Below are 21025 nucleotides of genomic sequence, written 5' to 3'. Positions count from 1 at the left end.
GTGTCTGGTTATGCCCCGGCGCGGCGCTTCATATCTCCAATTAGACGGTCCATCTCGTCCATGACGAGGCTGGCATGCTGGAAGCTGTTCGAGGATACCGCTCCCATCGTCTCCGAGCTGGTCCGGTTGTTGCCGGCTGCCAAAAAGAGCTGATGGAACAAATCGACGGCCCTTCTGACATCCTGCTCGCTGCGCATCGTCTCCTGGCGGCCGTTCTGGACAAGTGCAGCGGTAGAGTCGACGGACAGCCGAATGCCGTCAGTAAGCGTATGAATCTCGTCCACAGACTGCTTGGTCCGTGCGGCCAGTTTGCGGATTTCATCGGCAACTACGGAGAAGCCTGCGCCGTGAACTCCGGCCCGTGCAGCCTCGATCGCTGCATTCATGGCGAGCAGCCCGCATTGATCAGCCAAGTCGCGGATAAGTGCGGATACCTTCGTTATCGAGTCGCCCCGCTCCTTCAGAACGGTTATCTGCACCTGCTGCCCGGTCGTAATCTCTGAGAGCTTGTTACAGGCCGACATGACCAGGTCCAGCTCATGCTTGCCCTTTAATGTAATATCGACCATGTCCGCCGACAGGGCAATTCCTTCTGTAGCGGAGGCATGAACCTGTTCCGCTGCCTGGCGGATGCCTTTAAGCTTGTCGCCTACACGCTGAAGAATTTGCACCTGCGACTGTACCGTCCGCTTCTGCAGCTCGCTTGATAAAGCGAGCAGATCCCCCATTGTCACGATGCCTTCGATCCGGCCGCGCTTTGTTACAATGACACAATCGTACAAATGCTGGCTTGTCCGGCCCAGTGCCTGCTCGATCAGATCGCCCGGCACAATATCATACTCCACTGCGAATGGCGAAGTTTGCATGATCATCGAAACCGGACGTTCGCCATATAAATCTGTCCCGTAGCGCTTGCCCATCATGCGGAAGAACGACTGCCGCATAACCAGACCCTCGGGGACACCATTCTCATCGCAAACCACAATGCATTCCTGATCGGCATTCTCCTGCAGCAGCTTGCTGACCCTTCCACAGGGTTGACCTGTCTGAACGGTGATGCACCGCCTGATATACGGGACGAGCAGCAGTTCCTTATCAGCTTCAGAAAGTGAACCCGAACCGGTCTGCTGAACCTCCCTCCCCTCCGTTTGTTGAAGAACCATCCTTGTTCTTACATCAGGCTTTGTTGCTGCCTCCATCTTGCATCCCCCTTGGCGCTTTATCTATACGGGTTATATGCGGTAGCGGTGTTGTAAGAAAACGATAACGAAGGAATGTCATCCTCACTATGCAATTATGTTAAGGCAATGTTAAAATCGCTGGTTCTCCTGTATTGATCCGGGCTTACCCCTATATACTGCTTAAATACGCGGCTAAAATGGGCTGGATGCTTGAATCCGATCTGATACGAAATATCAGTCAGCTTCATCTCCGGGTTCATCGTAATCAGAATGCGTGACTGGTTAATCCGCCGTTCGAACAGGTAAGTAAAAATCGTCGTTCCAGTCACTTCCTTGAACAGCTTCGACAGGTACTGGCGGTTCAGATGCAGCGCTTCCTCCATATCCGACAAGTGAATATCCTCCATATAATGCGCTTCAATAAATGATATAATGCGCTGCACATGCTCCAGCTTTTCCGAGGTATGAGCCGGAGCAGGCCTGCTCAATTGCTTGCATTCGGTGTAAATCAGCACCAACAGCTCGTAAAATTGCAGATGGAACCGGAAATAAGAAGCAGGATCATGAGGACGGTTGGAGGCATTCATCTTGAGCAGCAGCTCCTCTGCGGCCTCACGCCCGGTTCCTTCCAGCTGGAGACGGGCATTTTGCAGTCTGCGGAAAGGTTCAGTCACATCAATCCGTCCGGGAATCATCATCATCTCCTGGACATAGACCGGATCAAAATGGCAGATGCTCCGGACGTACGGTTTCCCGGGGCTCATATTTGCACAGTGAAGTGTCATGCCATGCATAATAATCAGATCTCCCGGTTCCAGCTCATATATTTGATCGCCGATTAAATACCGGCAGCTTCCTTCATGAAAATAATAAATTTCATATTCAGCATGGGAATGAAAAACCGCTTTGACCGGGTTGTCGCTCCGGTAGCCAAAGCTGATATGCTCATGCTTCAAAACGCTCTGGAAGGCTGTCATTAGCCTGGCCCCTTTCGGCGGAAGATACCTCATTATACCAAATCTTCCCTCCCGTTTCCGGGACAAAATCAAAGCGGGCGTCATATCATAACACGACATGACCAAAATGGAAAGGAATGGCGCTAACATCTATGAGCAAAAGTCCGGGCAGCAGAATTGTGATTGATGTCTTTATTCCCGCCATTGAGAAGGACCTGGGAACACTCCCATATGTAATAGACAGTGTGCGCAAACATGTGAAACACCCGATTGACCGCATTATGATTGTCTCCCCTGACAGGCCGGCCATTCGCAAGGCGATTGCGAAAAAAGGCTGTACCTTTGTCAATGAGCGCAACGTGCTCCCGTTCACCAAGCAGGATATTAATTATCGCTCCAAACGATGGGAACGCTCCGGGTGGCTGTATCAGCAGTTGCTTAAGCTTGGCGGCGAGCGATTCGGCAATCAGCGGCATTACCTCGTTATTGATGCCGATACGATACTGCTTCGGCCGCACCGTTTCAAGTCAGGAGAGAAATTCATCTTCTATTCGCGAAAATGGAGCCAAGATGAATATTTCAATACCTACTCCCGGCTTCTGGGCAAAAAGGCTTCCGCGCCCCGGTCATTCGTGGCCCATTATATGCTGTTTGACAAAAAGAAGGTTCGCGAGCTGAAGCAGACCATCGAAAAGCGCCATGGTGTCAAATGGTATTCCGCTATTCTCAGAAGCATTAACAAAAAGAAGCAGTTCGGCTTCTCCGAATTTGAAACATACGGGAACTTCCTCTATGCCCGGAATGCAAGCCGGGTCAGCTTCAAACGGGCGCTGAACAAAAGCCTTGGCCAAAGCTACTCAGCTCTTGCTCCGGCCCGCAAGAAATCGCTTGCCAAAGCCTTCAGGTCCCTCTCCTTTCATAAACGCAAGGGCTATGTACGAAACTCGAAAGGATAGCAGGCATTTCCGGAGGAGCCATGTTTGAGCCGGCAAGCTGATACAAGGAGGGAACCCCTGTGCGGGTTGTAATTTTGTCGGGAGGTTCCGGCAAGCGGCTTTGGCCCTTGTCCAACGGCAGCCGCTCCAAAGTTTTTCTCAGGCTGCTGCAGGATAATTACGGGAAAGAGGAGTCAATGATACAGCGCATACGCAGGCAACTGGAGGCAGCCGGTTTGCTTGGCAGCGCGGTCATTGTCACGCACGCAAGCCAGACAGACAGCATTCAGAATCATATTGGCGATCGTATTCCCCTGCTCAGTGAGCCCCATAAACGGGGAACCTTTCATGCTGTCGCCTTGGCAACCGCTTATTTTCACAATTCACTAAACCTGCATGACGACGAGCTTATCGCGGTTATTCCTGCTGACATGTATGCCGAGCAAAGCTTTTTCCATCTGCTTCAACAGCTTCCCAGAGCATTGAAGGAAAGTGGAGCTGAACTGGGGTTAATCGGATGCCAGCCCCGTTCACCTTCCAGCCAGTACGGCTACATTGTGCCCGGCAAAGCATTTACGAAGGCGCCTTACACTCCAATCTCCTGCTTTGTAGAGAAGCCGGAGGAATCCCGGGCTGCCGCGCTGATCGCCAGACAAGCGCTTTGGAATTGCGGTGTTTTTGCCTTCCGGCTCGGCTTTCTGGTGGCTGCCCTGAAGGAGCGCGAACTTCCGCTGGATGCCGGCTCTCTTCTGGCCCGTTATCCGCTGCTACCCGTCAGAAGCATTGATGAAGAGATTGCCGAACAAACCCGGCAGGCTATTGTGCTGCCCTATGACGGCATGTGGAATGATCTTGGGAGCTGGCCGCAGCTTACGGCTCAGCTTGACAGTTCTCAGATTGGCCCCGGAAGAGTTTCCCAGAGCTCCGGCGGAAGCTTTCTCGTCAATGAACTTCATTGCCCCGTTCATCTCATCGATGTGCCTGATGTCATTGTAGCTGCCAGCCCCGACGGCATTCTGGTTGCCAGCTTAAGCAATGCGGATGCGATCAAGCAGCAGCTCCCGGAAGGGGACGCTCTGCCATGGTATGAGGAAAAGCGCTGGGGCGATGTGCGGACACTTGATGTTGTCAAAGCGGCAGGAGGAATGGAGAGCTGGACCCGCAAAGTACGCATGCAGCCGGGCACGAGCACAAGCTATCATGTTCATGCCAGACGGCGCAAAATTTGGACGGTGCTGAGCGGCAGCGGCTTATTCATCCGTAATGGCCGGGAACGCAAGGCAGTCCCTGGAACAGTGCTGGATATTCCATGCGGCACAAAACACGGCATGTGTTCGGATACCGGAATGGAATGGATGGAAGTTCAGCTTGGGGAGCAGCTGACGGAGGATGATACATTGCGAATCAGCATGACTTGCGGCTCCTGACATTATAATACGGGTGTAAAGCAAAAAGCCGGCTCTGAATTCAGGGCCGGCTTTTTGCGGACACAGCTTGCTTTTGCTTAATAATAAGGTGAAATGAGCAGGTAAACGATAACACCTGTACCGCTTACATACAGCCAAATCGGCATCGTCCAGCGTGCAATCCGGCGATGGCTTGCAATTTGCATATTGAAGCCGCGAACAACGGAGATTAACGCCAGCGGGACATTGACAATCGCCAGCAGCACGTGGGAAATCAGAATAAAGTAGTAGATCATCTTCACGGTGCTGTTGCCGCCGAACGGCGTCGGTTCTGTCAAAAAGTGATAAATAACGTATGTAACCAGGAACAAGGCTGTAGACACGAACGCCCACAAAATAAAATTCCGGTGAACATTGATGTTGCGCTTCTTGATCGCGACCAGCGATATAATAAGGAAGCTGAACGTAAACAAATTGTAAATCGCATTGAGCATCGGCAAAATCGAAACATCAAAGCTCACTTCCCGATCATAGGCCGGGAGAAAAAACAATGTGCCGATCGTACCGATCAGCACAATCGAGAAGATTGTAATCGGCAACGTAAAGCTGCGTGCTTTCTTCATTCCTACACCCCTTAATCAATATAAAAACAACCATAGCCATACCCAGCTGAGCTTGAATTCCTGAATACAAGCTCAGCATGGCAACTCTATTTTATAAGAATAGACAATCTCTTCAGGGGAAACAACCGTTTTTTTGCAATAGTTCTAACAGTTTTTTGAATTGCGTGTCTCCCGTTCCACTTCTCATCCTATTTTAACCAAGTGTAAGCGGCTGTGCCATCTTAAAAAGGCTCAAAAAAATAAAGCAGACTCCCTCCGCTTACCGGGAAGAAGTCTGCTTATCTGCTAAAATTGCCGCTGTAAAGTTCAATTAGGATTAATCAAAATAAACAGCTTTGCCTGTACGTGAGGATTCGTAGACAGCCTCCAAAATTTCCGAGACAACGAGCGCCTGCTCTGGTGTTACTACAAGCTCCTCATCATTGATGACCGCGTGAATCCATGTTCTTGCCTCCACATCGGCAGCCGTCTCGGACTGCCCCTCATAGAAGGCTACGCCTCCGGCTTCCATATCCACCTTATTCACATACAGACGGCTGTTATGCTCGCCGTTGAAGCGCAGGCCGTCCTTCATATCTGCCCCGCCCTTTGTTCCGCACAGCGTAACCTTCGCCTCATCGACCTCCAGCGAGTTGAGTGCCCAGCTCGATTCGAGCATGATGGAAGCACCATTCTCCATGGTAATCATGGCGAAAGCCGAATCCTCAACCGTGAACTGTTTCGGGTCCCATGGTCCCCAAGCATTAGCCGCATTCTCAGTCTGCGACAGCTTGTGGTATGCCCGGCCAAGTACAACCTTTGGCTTGTAGTTGTCCATCATCCACAGCGCCAGATCAAGCGCATGGGTCCCGATATCAATGAGCGGTCCGCCCCCTTGCTTTTCCTCATCGAGGAAAACGCCCCAGGTTGGTACCGCGCGACGGCGAATCGCATGGGCTTTGGCAAAGTACACTTCGCCCAGCTCTCCCGCTGCACAAGCATCCTTCAAATAACGGCTGTCCGCGCGGAAGCGGTTCTGGTAGCCGATGCTCAGTTTTTTGCCGGTCCGCTTGGCGGCTTCCAGCATTCTGCGCGCATCCGCAGCTGTTTTGGCCATCGGCTTCTCACACATGACATGCTTGCCAGCCTCAAGAGCGGCAATCGTAATTTCCGCGTGAGAATCATTCGGTGTACAAATATGTACCACTTCAATGGACGGGTCTTTCAGCAGTTCCCGGTAGTTCTCATATACTGCAGTCTCTGTATCCTTGCTGCCATATTTGGCTCTTGCTTCTTCAGCGCGCTCCCGGACGATATCGCAAAAAGCCACCATCTGCGCTTCCTTTACTGTATTCAGGCTCGGCATATGCTTGCCGCTGGCAATGCCCCCGCAGCCGATAATTCCAACTCGTACAGATCTCATTATTGCTGGCCTCCTTATTCATCTCGCTACTGCTATTTAGACTTGAGAATAAAATAAAGTATAATGGAGAAACAGCAGAAAAGATATTTACAGAATAGCGCTGCTTTTATGTGATTTTGCCAAAGGGAGATTTCACCCATGGAATACACCAATGAAAAAGTTCATTATGAAAACCCTCTTTTGTCATTGCGGGTGCTTGTGGTTCATCGCGAGGAGGATCTGATGATTCCCTGGCACTACCACCGTGAAGTGGAGCTGCTGCTTGTGGAGACCGGTATGCTTGAGGTTCATGTGGATGATGAATTTTACAGCCTTCAGGAAGGCGACATTGCGATTATCGGCCATTCCCAGCTTCACCGCGACCGCAGCTACGGCGGCCCGCTTCATTATATCGTCCTTCAGTTCGATCTGGAGAAATTTTTTGATCACAGCACGATGCCGTACATCCGCTATTTCTTTGAATCCGAGCATCCGCTCAGCCATACCAATTATATCTTTGAGGAGAAACCGGAAATTCGCAGGGAAATTGCCTCCATCGTCCGTGAGATTCATAAGGAGACGGTTGCCAAGGAGAACGGCTATGAGCTGGCGGTCGATTTGCTGATCAAGAAAATTATTCTGCTCCTGTTGCGCAATGACCAGCGCAAGGTGCTGACCGAGCAGGAAAACTTTGACCGGTTGCGGATGAAGGATGTGCTGCAATATGTGGAATCCAGACTCGGAGACAAGATTTCCATCAGTGAGGTATGCAAGCTCGCGAATATGAGTTATTACTACTTCGTCAAATTTTTCAAAAAAACACTGGGCATGTCCTTTACGGAATACGTCAATTACCGGAAAATCAAATGGGCGGAGCGGCTGCTGCTCACCCGTGACCTGAGCATTGCTGAGGTTGGCGACCAGATCGGCATGCCGAATATGGCCCATTTTTACAAAATGTTCAAAAAATATAATGACTGTTCGCCCAAGGAATATCAAAAGCGGATGTTTGCCTGGAAGCAGCAGGTGTAGGCAACCCATACTTGCCCGGCGCCAAGTATCCGCATTGTAAAAGAAAAAAAGCTCGTCCTCCTACAAAGGAGAGACGAGCTTTTTGGGCATGACCAGCTTATAGCCGACACCTCGGATAGATTCAATCTGAACGGATTGCTGCCCCAGCTCCAGCTTCTTGCGCAGGGAACTGACATGCACATCCACTGTACGCTGTCCGCCGATATAGTCGAAGCCCCACACCACATTCATCAGATCGTCACGAGTGACAACCATGCCCGGGCGCTGGACCAGGTATAGCAGTACTTCAAATTCCTTCGGACGCAACGGCACCACTTCTCCGTCAAGTACAACCTCGTACTTTTCCGGATAGATGGACAACACGCCTGCTGTAATAACTTTCTCCGTCTGTTCCTTGCCGCGGGCTTCCTCGTTCTGGGAACGGCGGAGCACCGCGGATACCCGGGCAAGAAGCTCGGCTACTCCAAACGGTTTTGTAATATAATCATCCGCGCCATGCTTTAATCCTTGAACAACCTCTTCCTCGGCATTGCGTGCAGTCAGAATAACGACCGGCGTTGCGATGCGGTTCTGACGCAGCTTTGTCAGCACCTCAAAGCCATTCATCCCAGGGAGCATAATATCAAGAATAATCAGGTCAAAGCTTCCTTGCAGCGCAGTTTGCAGACCTTCTGCTCCATGATCCACGACAGTCGTTTCATATCCTTCCTGCATCAGGTTATAAGAAAGCAGCCGGGCAAGGGTCGGTTCATCTTCAATTACAAGCACCTTTTGCGACATGTTAACCTCCAGCTTATACGACTTGAATCGTAATGAATACCGCCATGCGGACAGGATCATTACTCACAGTTTACAATACATTTATAAAAATTAGATTAAACGAATGTAAACGCAATGTAAAGGCCTTGTAAATCTACTGCAGCACCGGCAGCTCAATTGTAAAGGTAGAGCCGACGCCAACTGTGCTTTCCACCGTTATGGTACCTTTATGAAGCTCTACAAGGTGCTTGACGATGGATAATCCAAGCCCCGTGCCGCCTGAACTGCGGGAGCGGGCCTTGTCGACACGATAGAACCGCTCGAAAATGCGCGGGAGATCCTTTTTCGGTATCCCGATTCCAGTATCTGTAATCCGGATGCGGATATGCTCATAATCTCCTTCCTGCTTGAGACGGCCGCCCTGCTTCTTGTACAACGGCTCCACACTGACGGACACCTTGCCGCCCTCAGGCGTGTAATTGATGCCATTGGACAGCAGGTTCATCAGTATTTGAAGGAGACGATCCTCGTCCGCTTCCACATAGATGCCTTCCTCCACCCGCATATCAAGAATAATACGCTTCTTGGCTGCCTCCGCCGAGATCACTTCGATCGTTTTGGCAATAAAGCCGGACATCTCGATCGGAGAGAAGTGCAGCGGCACTCTTCTCGATTCCACCTTGGACAGCTCCAGCAAATCACCAATCAGCCGGTTTAACCGTTCGCTCTCATCAAATATGATCTGCAGGAAAGAGCGGGCAATTTCCGGGTCGTTCACGGCACCGCCCAGCAGCGTCTCCGCAAACCCCTTGACTGCAGCGACCGGCGTCTTCAGCTCATGGGATACATTCGCCACAAACTCACTGCGCATACGCTCGAGTCTGCGAATGGCGGATACATCCTGCACGACCAGCAGCGCCCCGCCGAACTCATCTCCGGCATGGAATACAGGCACCAAATGCAGTTCCAGGAGCCGCTCAACCGGGAAGTAGAAAGTCAGTTCCTCCTTCAAGTGCTCCCGCAGCTCCAATCCTTCCTGGATCATCTGGGCCAGCTCGTATTGCTGCTTGGCTTCCGTATAGTGGCGACCTTCGAATTCCTTGGCCGAGAAGCCGAGCACCTCTTCCGCCCGCTGGTTCATCAGCACAATTTTACCGTCACGGTCAATCATGACAATGCCGTTGATCATATTTTCGAGCACGCTCTCCAGTTGGGTTTCATTTTGCCTGATCTGGCGCATCTGCTCCTGGAGACTCGCTGCCATTGCATTGATGGACTGCCCCAACTCCCCGATTTCACCCTTGTCAGGACCGGTTACGCGTGCTTCATACTGATGATTTTTAATCTGCTTGGCGACCTCGGATATTTGTTCCAGCGGCCTCGTCAACCCTTTGGCGATCCGGTAGCATAGCAGGGCCGCGATAATGAACAGCACCAGCAGTCCCAGAAGAAGCACCATCCACATCTTGCTGATGCTGGCTTCGACCTCGCCCAGGTTCATTGCCAGACGGAGCATCGGAGAGGATGAAAGGGATGCCGGATCAACGGGGATCGCAACATACATAAAATTGCTCTTGGTCGTTTCACTAAGCCTAATATCCCGTCCCTCTCCCGTTTCCCGGGCCATCCGGATTTCATTGCGATCCAGGTGGTTCTCCATCGACTTCGGGTCGTGATCCGAATCCCCGACAACTGTTCCGTCCCCCAATATGAACGTAATGCGCTCGCCGGTCACTTTCTTAAAGCGCTGCGCTTCATTCGTGAAATAAGCGTATTGCTCTTCCAGCGATCCGCTCGGCCAATCCGTCTTCGACAGCACAACCTTCATTTCACGCACCATGCTCTGCTGCAAATTATCAAGATAATTTTCCTTGTAGGTTTTTCCGATGAACAAGCCGGAGGCCAGTACGGATAGTCCGATGAGCACGATCATCATTGTTGTTAAACGAAAGCGAAAGCTGTTCAAGAAGATACATCCTCTCTTCTGACCTGAGTATGGTATAGATGACGCCTTTTATTCAGCTTGTTCAAAATGTAATGAAATAATGTAGCAGCCGGCTGCTGAATAAGAATGGACAGCACAACCGGGACCGCCGTCAGCGGACTGAAATAGCCCATAGCCAGTACAATGCCGAGTGAAATATTGCGCATGCCCGTTGCATAAGACAGCGTTGCAGTCAGCTCCCTGCTGCCAAAACCGAGCGATCCGGCGTAACCGGCAGCGTAGCAAAGCAGCACAAGACCAATTACAACAGGAACGAGCTTGAGCATATCTCCGCCGAGCTGAAGCACAAAGGGGGCAATCGCAACGGAATTGAGCATGACGACTGCTACAAAGCACAGCTTGGCAACCGGCGCCGTATATGGCTTGACTGCAGGATTGATCCGGCCTTTGCTAAATTGATGAAGTGCAACGCCGATTATGGTTGGCAGCACAACAATAATCAGCAGATCAAGCATGATTTTGGCAGTATTCACTTCAACCCCCTGCCCGAAGATGGCATGGATGCCGGCAGGCACCAAGACCGGGCTGAGCGCTGAGTCCAATACAACCAGACAGAGCATGAGCGGCACACTGCCGCCCGAGAGCCCGACCCAGATGACCGAGGATACGCCGAATGGAATGAGCGTGAACAACACAAATCCAACTGTATATGGGGAGTGGGCGCCGAACAGCGCCGCTCCAATTCCATATGCCAGCAGCGGAAGCAGCAGATGGGCAATCAGCATCGCCCACAGTACAGGCAGCGGGCGCATAATCACGAGCTTGATTTGCGCCAGTCCGCAACCCAGAGCCATCGTCAGCGTGACGAAGGCAAACAGGTAAGGAACCCATTTCACATACGGAGCAAGTGCATCCGCAAAAAGAAATCCCAGAATCAATGATCCGGGGATTATTAAAAACATCCAGCGTTCAAAATAATGGTTGAAGGCAAGTCCAAAAGATCGCGTAAGTCATCCCTCTTTTTATTTAAATACAGGCTCCTTGAACTGGGACAGTTTCTCAAGCGAATTCTGCTCCACATCAGCGTGAAGGCTGTTGCCGTGGGCATCCATGGTGACAATTGCAGCAAAGCCCTCAGTCTGGAGATGCCACATGGCTTCCGGAATGCCAAATTCCATAAAGTCTACACCATTCACGTTCTTGAAGCATTCGGCATAATATTGTGCCGCTCCGCCGATCGCATTCAGATAGACCGCTCCATGCTCCTGAAGCGCCGCGAGCGTCTTCGCGCCCATGCCGCCTTTTCCGATGACAGCACGGATGCCAAACTTCTTGATAATGTCGCCCTGATACGGCTCCTCGCGGATGCTGGTCGTAGGACCCGCTGCCTTGACCTGCCACTGCTCGCCGTCTTTGAGCATAACCGGACCACAATGGTAAATAACCGAGCCGTTCAGATCAATCGGAGAATCGTGATCAATCAAATGCTTGTGAAGGGCATCACGGCCAGTATGCATCTCGCCGTTGATGATGACGATATCACCAACCCGCAAGCTGCGCATCTGTTCCTCCGTGAGCGGTGTGTTCAGCACGACCTCCCTGCGTTCTGTGCCTCCAGCCGCAGCCGCTTCCTCCGCGCTGCTGGCCAGATCAGACTTCATCTTCACTTCCTGGCCTTCCGGGTACAGCCATTCCTTGATTTCGCCTGTCTCGACACTGATCAGCACGCCCTGGCGGCGGTATGCCCAGCAGTTATACGCAACGGAGACGAAGAAACTTGCAGGCAAGCGGTTCATGACACCAGCCTTACAGCCAAGCAAGGTGACTTGTCCGCCAAAGCCCATCGTGCCGATCCCGAGCTTGTTGGCATTCTCCAGCACGTATTCCTCAAGCTGCTGCAATTCCGGAATCGGATTCGTATCATCCACGCGGCGGAACAACTGCTGCTTCGCCAGCTCGTAGCCGGTTGTCCGGTCGCCGCCGATGCCGACACCGATGAATCCGGCGCTGCAGCCTTGACCCTGTGCCTGATACACTGCATGCATGACGCATTTGCGGATGCCGTCAAGATCGCGGCCTGCCTTGCCCAGCCCTTCAAGCTCGGCCGGCAGGCTGTACTGGATATTTTTGTTCTCGCAGCCGCCGCCCTTGAGAATCAGACGGACATCAATATCGTCCTTGTCCCATTGTTCAAAGTGAATGACCGGCGTACCAGGCCCGAGATTGTCACCGGTATTGCCCCCCGTCAGAGAGTCGACGGAGTTGGTGCGCAACTTGCCGTCTTTCGTTGCTTTGGCGATCGCGGTGCGTATCTGTTCCTTCATAATGAGCTGGTTGGCTCCAACCGGCGTATGCACGACAAAGGTAGGCATACCCGTATCCTGGCAGATTGGAGATACTTTATTTTCAGCCATTTCAATATTTGTAGCGATGGTAGATAAGGAAAGGCCTGCACGGGTGGCGCTGTCCTCAGCCTCCTGAGCAGCCTTAATAGCCTGGCGGACATCCCCCGGCAGGTTCGTTGAGGTTTCTACTATTAGTTGATAGACACTGTCTTCAAAACGGTTCATATCGTCCTCGTTGCTCCTCTCTCTGGTCGCATTTCAGCTTTAATATTATAATAGCATAGTTAGCCCTTTTTGAGCATGACGGGCTAAAAGTTTACAAGCAGGGAGTTTTTCTAAAATGGAAAGCCATTTTTTCGCTTATTTGTACCGTCTTCGCTATATTAAACGCTGGAGCCTGATGCGCAACACGACCAAAGAAACTGTCGCCGAGCATTCCTATCATGTCGCGCTGCTCGTCCATATGCTGTGTGAAATCGGCAACCGATTGTTCGGGCGCGAGCTGAACAGTGACCGTGCAGCCGCGATGGCACTGTTCCACGATGCAGCTGAGGTGTTCACCGGAGATATCCCAACACCAGTCAAGCATCACAACCCGAAGATGCTCGCCAGCTTCCGCGAGTTGGAAGCACTTGCCGCAGACCGCCTGCTTGGCATGGTGCCCGAGCCGCTCCGTGAAGCCTACGAGCCGCTTATCGGGGCTCAAGGACATGACAAAACGGCAGAATCAACGGTTGATCCTGCCGCTCTGGAACTGAGAAAATATCTGAAAGCTGCCGATCTGCTCGACGCTTATTTGAAATGTGTATCTGAGCTGTCCTCCGGCAACCGTGAATTTGCTGTCGCCAAGGGCCAGACCGAGCATGCCCTTGCCAAGCTGGAAATGCCTGAGGTGGAATGGTTCCTTACGTACCTCGCTCCTGGCCTTGGCAAGACACTGGATGAGCTGTCGGAATCCTGATTAGCCGCGGTCGCTTAAGACCCGGAGCGAAGCTCCAGCACCGCCTTGCGAATGGCCGCGTAAAGTTCCTGCCATTGCGGATCTGCCCCGGTCAGCGATTGGGCTGGCAGCGGCGCAGACGGCTGTGGAGCAGCGGACAGAGGAGCCGGGAGGTTCCCGTGCACTCCATGCCCGCCGTCTTCCCTGCCGGCCCCGCTACCGCTCTCCGGACGGGTCATCCCAGCCGGCCTGTCGTCTGCCGTCACCTGTTGCCCCCTGCCGGCGATTTGCTCGCGTTTTCCGCTCATAGCCCCACCCCTTTATCTGTTCACTTATCTTAACTTCCCTTTACCCGCTCAGCCATGTTTTACGCAACGTAAACAGCTCGGTCAGTTCTTCATGAGACAGTTCCGTGATCCAGCTCTCAGAACTGCTGACAACCTGTTCATTCATTGCTTGCTTGCGCGAGATCATATCATCGATTTTTTCCTCCAGCGTACCGAGCGTCACGAACTTGTGCACCTGAACCTCCTTCTGCTGTCCGATCCGGAAGGCGCGGTCCGTCGCCTGATTCTCCACTGCGGGATTCCACCACCGGTCAAAGTGGAAGACATGATTCGCTGCGGTCAGGTTAAGTCCCGTACCGCCTGCCTTCAAGGACAAGATAAACGCGCACCGCTCCTGCTCAGGGTTCTGGTAATCTGCAATCATGGCATCGCGCTCCGCCTTGGAGACGCCGCCGTGCAGGAATGGCACCGGCAATCCAATCAGCTTTTCAAGCTCGGTTTGCAGCATGTTGCCCATATCAACAAACTGGGTAAAGATCAGGCAGCGTTCCTGCTTCGCCGCGATTTCCTCCACCATCTCCAGCAGTCTCGTCACTTTGTTGGAGCGCTCCGCTTCCCATTTGGCTGCACCGCCCTTCTGGTCTTTGAGCAATAGTGACGGGTGATCGCATAGCTGCTTGAGCCTGGTTAAAGTTGCGAGGATCAATCCGCGCCGCTGCATTGGCGTCAGCGTGTTCAGTTTCTCCAGCAGGCCGCTGACCGTATTCTCATACAATGTCCCTTGTTCGACTGTCAACGAAATATAGGTCTTGGCCTCATGCTTGTCAGGGAGCGCAAGTGCAATTGCCGGGTCCTTCTTCAGACGGCGCAGCATGAACGGCTGCACCCAGCGCTGGAGCCGGATGATCATCTCTTCATCCTTGGTCCGCTCAATCGGCTGGACGACCTCGCGCCTGAATTCCGCCAGCGTGCCGAGATAACCGGGATTCATGAAGTCATGAATGGACCACAGCTCGGTAAGCCGATTTTCCATCGGTGTTCCTGTCATGGCAATCCGGTGATACGCGGGAATCTGGCGGATCGCCCCCGCCTGCTTCGTATAGACATTTTTTATATTTTGCGCCTCGTCCAGACACAGTGCATTCCATTTGATGCTGCCCAGTTCCTCCTCATCAAGCGGAGCGAGCGCATATGAAGTAATGATTAGATCCGCATCCTGTACCGCATCACGGAATTCCTCCCCCTTCAATCTGCGTGGCCCGTAATGCACAACAACCTTGAGTGTCGGGGCAAAGCGCTCCAGCTCCTTCTCCCAGTTGCCGATGACTGATGTCGGACATATCAGCAGTGACGGTCCTGTCAAGGCCCCAGCTGATCTGACTGCAGCCTGTTCTTTAATATGCAGCATATATGCGGTGAACTGGATCGTCTTGCCCAGTCCCATATCATCTGCAAGGCAGCCTCCAAGTCCGAACCGTCTCAGGAAAGCGAGCCAGGACAGCCCTTGAAGCTGGTAAGGCCTCAGCTCGCCGAGGAAGGCGGCAGGCTTATCAACCAGCGGCAGCTCGCTTGTGTGGCGAAGCTGGTCCAGCCAGTGCTCCATGTGAGCGTTCAGCTCCACCTCAGCCTCAATTCCTGCACCGGTCAACTCCTCGTCCAGGTAGCGGTCCGGCCAGCCGCCGCGAAGATGAAGCTCCAGCATTTCGCTGAGGGAGAGCAACTTCTTCCCTCCCTTGGTCTTCATCCAACGGCGGATCTGCTCGACATCGTCCGGGTTCAAATAAACCCACTCGCTGCGGATTTGCACAAGCCTGCGCTTCTCATCAGCCAGCCTCAAGAATTCTTCTTCGGACAAGTCCAAATTGCCTACCGCCAGCTTCCAATCGAAATCGACGATCGCATCCAGTCCAAATACAGGATCAGACATAGAGCCAACGGATGACTTGATCTGCGCTTTCAACCGCGGCTTCCGGGTGCGCACGGCCTCCCACCAGGCAGGCAGCAGCAACGAACTCCCCGCCTCCAGCAGTCTGACGCTGCCTTCTTCCAGAAGCATCCAGGCTTCCTGGTCAGTAAGGAATTTCTTCAGCATATCCCCCGTCTCAGCTGCAAGCGGCGGATAGGCATCCATCCAGCGGCGTAGCTCCTTGGTCAGCTTCTCCTGCATAACGGGCTCCCAATGCTCCGGCAGACTCGAGCCTTCCGATGCCTCCGGCAGCCAATGTCCGTCCTTGTACACTACAACAACAGGAAGAGCATCTTCCTCCCGGCTTTGCAGCAAAACATGAAGCCTCCAGCTCCTGTCTTCCTGCGGCTCTGCCAGCTGCAGGACGATTCGGAAGGGCGTGTTATCCTGCATCCAGCCGATTTGCGACCACCAATCCTCTTTATCCCGGGTAATGCCGTCGCCTGTGCCTTTACCCATCCTCGAAGACAGATATGACCAAGCCAGGCGCGCTTCTCCGCTGCTCTCAATGGCTTCATCAGCGGCCAGGCTCAGCCATTCATCCGCCAGCCCCGGTTTCAATCCCTCAGCAGCAGCCTCCTGCAGCCAGCGGTCATAGGCTTCCTGAGCCTCCTGTGGCAGATGCAAAATCCATCTTGGACCGTTCCAGCCCGCAGGATTCGGCGCATACCAGCCCTCCAGAAGGGCCCGATGCAGCAGTGATGCAGCTTCAATATAAAGCTCCATCCGGCTGCTCCACTGAACCTTCATTAACTTTGCATGGGCAGGCATCGCCAGATAATCAATAGCCAGCAGCGGGGGCACCAGCAGACCGTTCACTCCCTGTATGGTCTTCTCTTCGATCTCTGCCCCGTACCAGGAGCCTTCATGCCAGGCAAACATGAGCTGCTTCAGACGCTGTACAGAGCCAGAAACATCCTTGTAGCTCATCCACAGGCCTTCATTATTGAGCCAGTTCCCGTCCACAGCCCAGACGAGGCGATCCGCCGCTTTTATCATGTCATGACCTTCCCTTTCCACAGCTCTTCCTGAAACGCTCGAAGCCGCTGATATTTATCGGCAATCCCGGACACATACTTGTTCCACTTCTCCGTCCGGCCGTCCTCCAGATACAGCTTCTCCAGCTTCTTCATCAGCCTGACCGCCGTCCTGTACCCTTGCCGGTTGCGCGACAATATCGCTTCATCTACCGCCTGATGGTACATCGGAATCAGACTGCCGGGAGCTGATTTGCTCACCGAGCGCATATCAGCGACATCCAGTTCATCAGGCCGGATACCGAGATAGAGCTGTAAATCCGCCCATTCTTCATACTGCCCTGTATGCAGCCAGTGAGCTGCCAGCTCATGGTAGGAAGCAGGAAGGAAGAAGATCAGCCTGCCGCTCCATTCCGCCGCTCCTCCGCCTCCCAGCACATCCGCCTGCCTGCACAAGGTTAAATAAGGCCTCAGCACTGTCGCATTGCGGCTGCCTTCCAGCTTTTCATGCAAATAATCCATCCACAGCCGGAACGCCGGCCACAGGCGGTCTTCCAGCCGCCGGTTGACAAACTTGTATACAAGATCCGAGGTCCGCTCAAATTCCGTCTCCTGCATGCGGCGCACAGCATCAGCATCGTCTCCATCCACCATATCCAGACAGGCAAGAGCCGCTTGAATGAATGCTTCCGGCCGCTGCTGCTTCCCTTGCGGAGCTTCCGCCCGGGAAACTGGAACATCGGACACCAACTCCGGCCCGTTCGTCCCCATAGCAGGATTGATGAGCGTCTCCCGCTCAAGCTCTGCCATTACGCGACCCAGCAGTCCCCGCTCGCCGCTGCGCCAGGCAGCGTCCTCAGCCAGCTTCTCTGCCAGTACATGATACAGCAGATCCCAGCGGAGCAGGCTCGCCGCCTTGCGAAGAGCACGCTCCCGCAGCGCGGACGTCAAGGATTCGAGCCAAAACTCTTCCTCCTCATCCAATGCGGATGGCTGCATGGCGAGGGTCAGCTCATGAAAATTGAGTATCCACGGATCAACCGTACGATTGAAAGACATCTCATAATAGTAGCGGCTGTAGCTGTCTGTCGCTTCATAGGCCAGCTCTACCTGTTCCAGCACAAATTCGATCGCATGCATCCAGTGAAGCCGCTGCCGGTTCTTTTCCCAATGCTTGGTTGTGCCCTTCATTTCAGACAGCACTGCCTGCAACGGATGGAGCGATTGCTTGCATTGCTTCCACATCTCGCCGTACATCTTGCTGAACCATTCTCTCCATACAGCAGGCCCGGCATTATCCGGCGGCCGCTTAGCGGCCATTTCGCGCTTCATGCGCTTTTGCTCGATTGTCCCTTCGCTGATCAAATGCCGGTACATCTCCTCAGGGTCCATGCCGATCAATGCACAATATTGATAATAAACAGCGGCCATATGCTTGCAGTAGCCCTCATAATCACAGGTGCACTTGCTGTAGCCGAATTCATCGGAGTCCAGCACGACGGCATACACACTGCTGCCATTTACTGCACCGTATATTGAATTTCCGTCAATGACCTCGGTGGTCAACACTCTGCGGTTGCTGTAATAATCCCATCCATTGGATAATATATGCCGCGGCATCTGAGAGCCGAACTGCTCCTCCAGATAGGCCATTTGCTGTTGTTCCAGGCGTATGAGTCCATCCATGCTGTTCTCCCCCATCTGTTTATATTACCGCAGCGTTTCTGAACCAAGCGTAAACGGCTTTGATGTCCTTTATTAAAAAAAGCTGTCCGCCGCGCGGGCACGTGCCCGGCGATAGACAGCCTGAGGCATCGCCGGGACGCCTATTTTTTATTCGGAATATGAATCACGATCGTTATTTTTTGCGGCTGGTCCAGCTGAACTTGCATTTGTCCCTTGTATTGCTCCACCATGTTGCGGACTATTGACAAGCCAAGACCCTGATGCCCGCCGCCCTTTGTCGTATAACCTGCCTCAAACCAGGAAGTTTCCTTGAGCACACCGGCCCTCTCCGTATAGTTGGAGATGCTAAATTCCAGTTGTGCATCTGCTGAGGCTCTCAGTTCAATGAGCCGCTTCTCCTCCGGATAATGGCTGACCTCATCCAGTGCATTGTCGATCAGATTGCCCAGCATCCGGGTCAGATCAAGTGATTTGACACCTAATTCCAGTGTCCCCATCCCTTCAAAGCTGCATTCCAGACGCGTCTTCTGACCGGCCGCCTGGGACAGCTTGGAGCGCACAAGCGCAGCAATAGCGGGATTATCAATTGTGATCAGTTCGCTCAGTTCATGAACTTCTCCGCTTAACTCCTTGGCATACGCTTTTAGCTCATTCACCTTGTTCAACGTCGCCATCGAGTGCATCGTCTGGACATGATTAATGAAGTCATGCCGTTGAGCCCGAATCGAATTATATAGCTGATTCATTTCAGTCAGATACGTTTCCTGGGCCTCCCTGGCGACCCGGTCGCGAGAAGTGCGTAAGGCACGCAGCGAGATCCAGATAATCAATCCGCTCAGCAGCGAGACAATGATAATAATGAAGCCGATATTAAAAAATTGGTTGTCCAATGTATCCTGTATAGAACGGTAATCCGACACCAGGCTTAGCACATACCGGTCTAACGGCTGTCCGGTCTCATCCAATATGCTGGCTACCTTGCTTATTTCCACAGGAACAAATTTTTTCAGCACATGCCTGCCGTTAATCTTTGTATTCACCGTCAGTGATTCGTTCGTGTCGTAGACCTTGGCAATGTATTCGGCGTCAGCCTGGCCCTTGAATTGATAGGAGCCGAATATAACCGGCTGTTGAGTAATATGCTTGAGGTCTTCGCCGCTCTCGGTCTTGGTTGTCATTTCCCCAAGCGGGAAGGTCTTCGGATTAAAAGCGGTAATCTCCAGAAGCGAAGCATTTTCTTTTAATGTTCTCTCAATCAGCTTGCTGACGCCAGTAATATTCTCATATTCCTCTTGCATTTCATAGCTGACATACGGATCTGTAATATAGTTCGTCGAACCATCATAATAATAGCCCCACTTGCGGACTTTGCTCGTATCGGTCGTGGCGACTTCAAACGGCCCGGTCCAGAAGTTTTTGAGCGGCTGCCCCCAATCAATTGTAACATCCTGCTTGTCAAACAACTCGTTAAAAGCCTGGTACCACGGCTTCCAGGTGGAGGTTTTGACGTTGAGCTGTTTTGGGTCAGAGGATTTGTACAGCACAATATCATTCTCTATCCGCTTGAGCAGTGTAATATGCAGAACACCAAGCCGCTCACTAAGCTCGGCCAATTGCTCATTGCTGACCTTCTCGATATCCGGATCAAGCGCATATTGGGCGGCTATTGCTGCCGTTCGCAGCCCGCTGCCGATCAGCTCCTGGTATTTCTCTGCTCCCAGCCTCGACTGCTCCACCGATATTTCAATCTGCTTGGCGACAGAGCTCATCTCATGGCTGAGACTCTCTTCAAGCGAATGCTTCGTTGTATAATAATAGACCGTGTTGTTGATTAATAACAGCATCACGATCACAATGGCAAGCAGCAGCCATCTGTTTCGTCGCATCATCTGTTACAACCCCTGTGGTATATTTCTTTTCGCAAAAGTTTACTTCCGTTTTTTTAATAAGCAGCGAATAACCCATTTTCTTTCCTGCCGCTTTTTGTATTTGGGCAGGGAACGGTATATATTCACGGCTTCGCGGTAAGCTTCTGCCGCTTCACGCGAACGTCCGAGCTGCTCATAAATCGTCCCGAGTCTGTAATAAGCTTCACAAGAGGAAGAATGAATGTGACGAAACGTTTCCAGATAGTCCAGCGCTTTGCCGGGATCTCCATTCGAATGAAGATGAGCCAGCCTCAAATACGGCTGTCCGTACTTGACTCTAGGATTGATGCTGATCCCCTTCAGGATCGCTTCCTCACCGCGGGCAGCATCTCCGGTATGAATGTAGGTTGTGCCCAAATCATCCCAAAACTCTGCCGAATGCTCCATCACATCCCCGATTGACTCCAGCCATTTGCGCGCTTCACGATAATTTTTCTTCTCGATATAAAGCCGGGCCAATTCCTGCTTGGCTGTCACGTCGCCAGGGTTAAGCAAAAGCTGCTGGCGGAGTTTTGCAATCCGGCTTCGCCTCTTGAACGGGCGAACCAGACTTGGCGTCAAGCCAATGAAACGCCGGTCAATAAAATAAGCAATAATGAGCAGGACTATAATGGCGACGAATGGATTGCCGAACAGCCACCATAATAGCGGAAACAATAAAAACTTACCCATCTCTTC

At 52.4% G+C, this 21025-nt stretch carries 17 protein-coding genes; 4 read left to right on the top strand and 13 right to left on the bottom strand.

From position 1 onward, the window contains the following. Positions 1-8: 8 nt before the first annotated feature. Positions 9-1199: a methyl-accepting chemotaxis protein gene (locus H583_RS0120960; RefSeq protein WP_028562197.1), complete on the bottom strand. Its 1191-nt coding sequence runs from the start codon at positions 1197-1199 to the stop codon at positions 9-11. 95 nt (positions 1200-1294) lie between these two features. Next, the gene (locus tag H583_RS0120955) at positions 1295-2158 is read right to left on the bottom strand and encodes an AraC family transcriptional regulator (protein ID WP_028562196.1); all 864 of its coding nucleotides are present in this window, start codon (positions 2156-2158) and stop codon (positions 1295-1297) included. A gap of 131 nt (positions 2159-2289) precedes the next feature. Between H583_RS0120955 and H583_RS0120950 the strand changes: the two genes are divergently transcribed. Both H583_RS0120950 and H583_RS0120945 read left to right on the top strand, forming a co-directional pair. Next, positions 2290-3093, top strand: a complete 804-nt coding sequence (locus H583_RS0120950) for a DUF6492 family protein (RefSeq protein WP_028562195.1) — start codon at positions 2290-2292, stop codon at positions 3091-3093. A 59-nt stretch (positions 3094-3152) separates the two neighbouring features. Further along, positions 3153-4499: a sugar phosphate nucleotidyltransferase gene (locus H583_RS0120945; RefSeq protein WP_028562194.1), complete on the top strand. Its 1347-nt coding sequence runs from the start codon at positions 3153-3155 to the stop codon at positions 4497-4499. A 77-nt stretch (positions 4500-4576) separates the two neighbouring features. Here H583_RS0120945 and H583_RS0120940 read toward each other — a convergent pair whose 3' ends face one another. Beyond that, positions 4577-5101: a DUF420 domain-containing protein gene (locus H583_RS0120940; RefSeq protein ID WP_028562193.1), complete on the bottom strand. Its 525-nt coding sequence runs from the start codon at positions 5099-5101 to the stop codon at positions 4577-4579. Between the two features lie 316 nt (positions 5102-5417). Then, the gene (locus tag H583_RS0120935; protein WP_425414538.1) at positions 5418-6503 is read right to left on the bottom strand and encodes a Gfo/Idh/MocA family protein; all 1086 of its coding nucleotides are present in this window, start codon (positions 6501-6503) and stop codon (positions 5418-5420) included. 138 nt (positions 6504-6641) lie between these two features. Between H583_RS0120935 and H583_RS0120930 the strand changes: the two genes are divergently transcribed. Then, positions 6642-7514 (top strand): helix-turn-helix transcriptional regulator, encoded by an 873-nt coding sequence (locus H583_RS0120930; RefSeq protein WP_028562191.1) that lies wholly within the window; start codon positions 6642-6644, stop codon positions 7512-7514. Between the two features lie 60 nt (positions 7515-7574). Here the strand turns inward: H583_RS0120930 and H583_RS0120925 are convergent, their stop codons facing one another. From H583_RS0120925 to H583_RS0120910, 4 genes are all read right to left on the bottom strand, one after another. Next, on the bottom strand, positions 7575-8294 hold the full coding sequence (locus H583_RS0120925; RefSeq protein WP_028562190.1) for a response regulator transcription factor: 720 nt from the start codon (positions 8292-8294) through the stop codon (positions 7575-7577). A gap of 133 nt (positions 8295-8427) precedes the next feature. Next, positions 8428-10239: a two-component system histidine kinase PnpS gene (gene pnpS, locus H583_RS0120920; protein WP_028562189.1), complete on the bottom strand. Its 1812-nt coding sequence runs from the start codon at positions 10237-10239 to the stop codon at positions 8428-8430. Next, complete coding sequence (locus H583_RS33700) at positions 10236-11114, bottom strand: bile acid:sodium symporter family protein (RefSeq protein WP_342663542.1); 879 nt, start codon at positions 11112-11114, stop codon at positions 10236-10238. The genes pnpS and H583_RS33700 overlap by 4 nt, the downstream gene beginning before the upstream one ends. 126 nt (positions 11115-11240) lie before the next feature. Continuing rightward, positions 11241-12788 carry a fumarate hydratase gene (locus tag H583_RS0120910; protein ID WP_028562188.1) on the bottom strand — a complete coding sequence of 516 codons (1548 nt, stop codon included), beginning with the start codon at positions 12786-12788 and terminating at the stop codon, positions 11241-11243. Positions 12789-12903: 115 nt separating this feature from the next. Between H583_RS0120910 and yfbR the strand changes: the two genes are divergently transcribed. Further along, complete coding sequence (yfbR, locus tag H583_RS0120905; RefSeq protein WP_028562187.1) at positions 12904-13524, top strand: 5'-deoxynucleotidase; 621 nt, start codon at positions 12904-12906, stop codon at positions 13522-13524. 14 nt (positions 13525-13538) lie between these two features. Here the strand turns inward: yfbR and H583_RS0120900 are convergent, their stop codons facing one another. The 5 genes from H583_RS0120900 to H583_RS0120880 form a co-directional block, all read right to left on the bottom strand. Beyond that, positions 13539-13811: a hypothetical protein gene (locus H583_RS0120900; RefSeq protein ID WP_028562186.1), complete on the bottom strand. Its 273-nt coding sequence runs from the start codon at positions 13809-13811 to the stop codon at positions 13539-13541. A 40-nt stretch (positions 13812-13851) separates the two neighbouring features. After that, positions 13852-16755, bottom strand: a complete 2904-nt coding sequence (locus tag H583_RS0120895) for a DEAD/DEAH box helicase (protein WP_028562185.1) — start codon at positions 16753-16755, stop codon at positions 13852-13854. After that, positions 16752-18419: an SWIM zinc finger family protein gene (locus tag H583_RS0120890; RefSeq protein ID WP_028562184.1), complete on the bottom strand. Its 1668-nt coding sequence runs from the start codon at positions 18417-18419 to the stop codon at positions 16752-16754. Before H583_RS0120890 ends, H583_RS0120895 begins: the two co-directional genes overlap by 4 nt. A 140-nt stretch (positions 18420-18559) precedes the next feature. Continuing rightward, entirely contained in the window at positions 18560-20308 is a 1749-nt protein-coding gene (locus tag H583_RS0120885) for a sensor histidine kinase (RefSeq protein ID WP_028562183.1), read from the bottom strand. 39 nt (positions 20309-20347) lie between these two features. After that, complete coding sequence (locus tag H583_RS0120880; RefSeq protein ID WP_028562182.1) at positions 20348-21019, bottom strand: tetratricopeptide repeat protein; 672 nt, start codon at positions 21017-21019, stop codon at positions 20348-20350. Between the last annotated feature and the right edge of the window lie 6 nt (positions 21020-21025).

Source organism: Paenibacillus pinihumi DSM 23905 = JCM 16419, from assembly GCF_000422505.1.
In the GTDB taxonomy this organism is placed as follows: domain Bacteria; phylum Bacillota; class Bacilli; order Paenibacillales; family Paenibacillaceae; genus Paenibacillus_D; species Paenibacillus_D pinihumi.
Note: the sequence above shows the minus strand (reverse complement) of the source record. Positions and strands in the feature narration are given on the sequence as shown.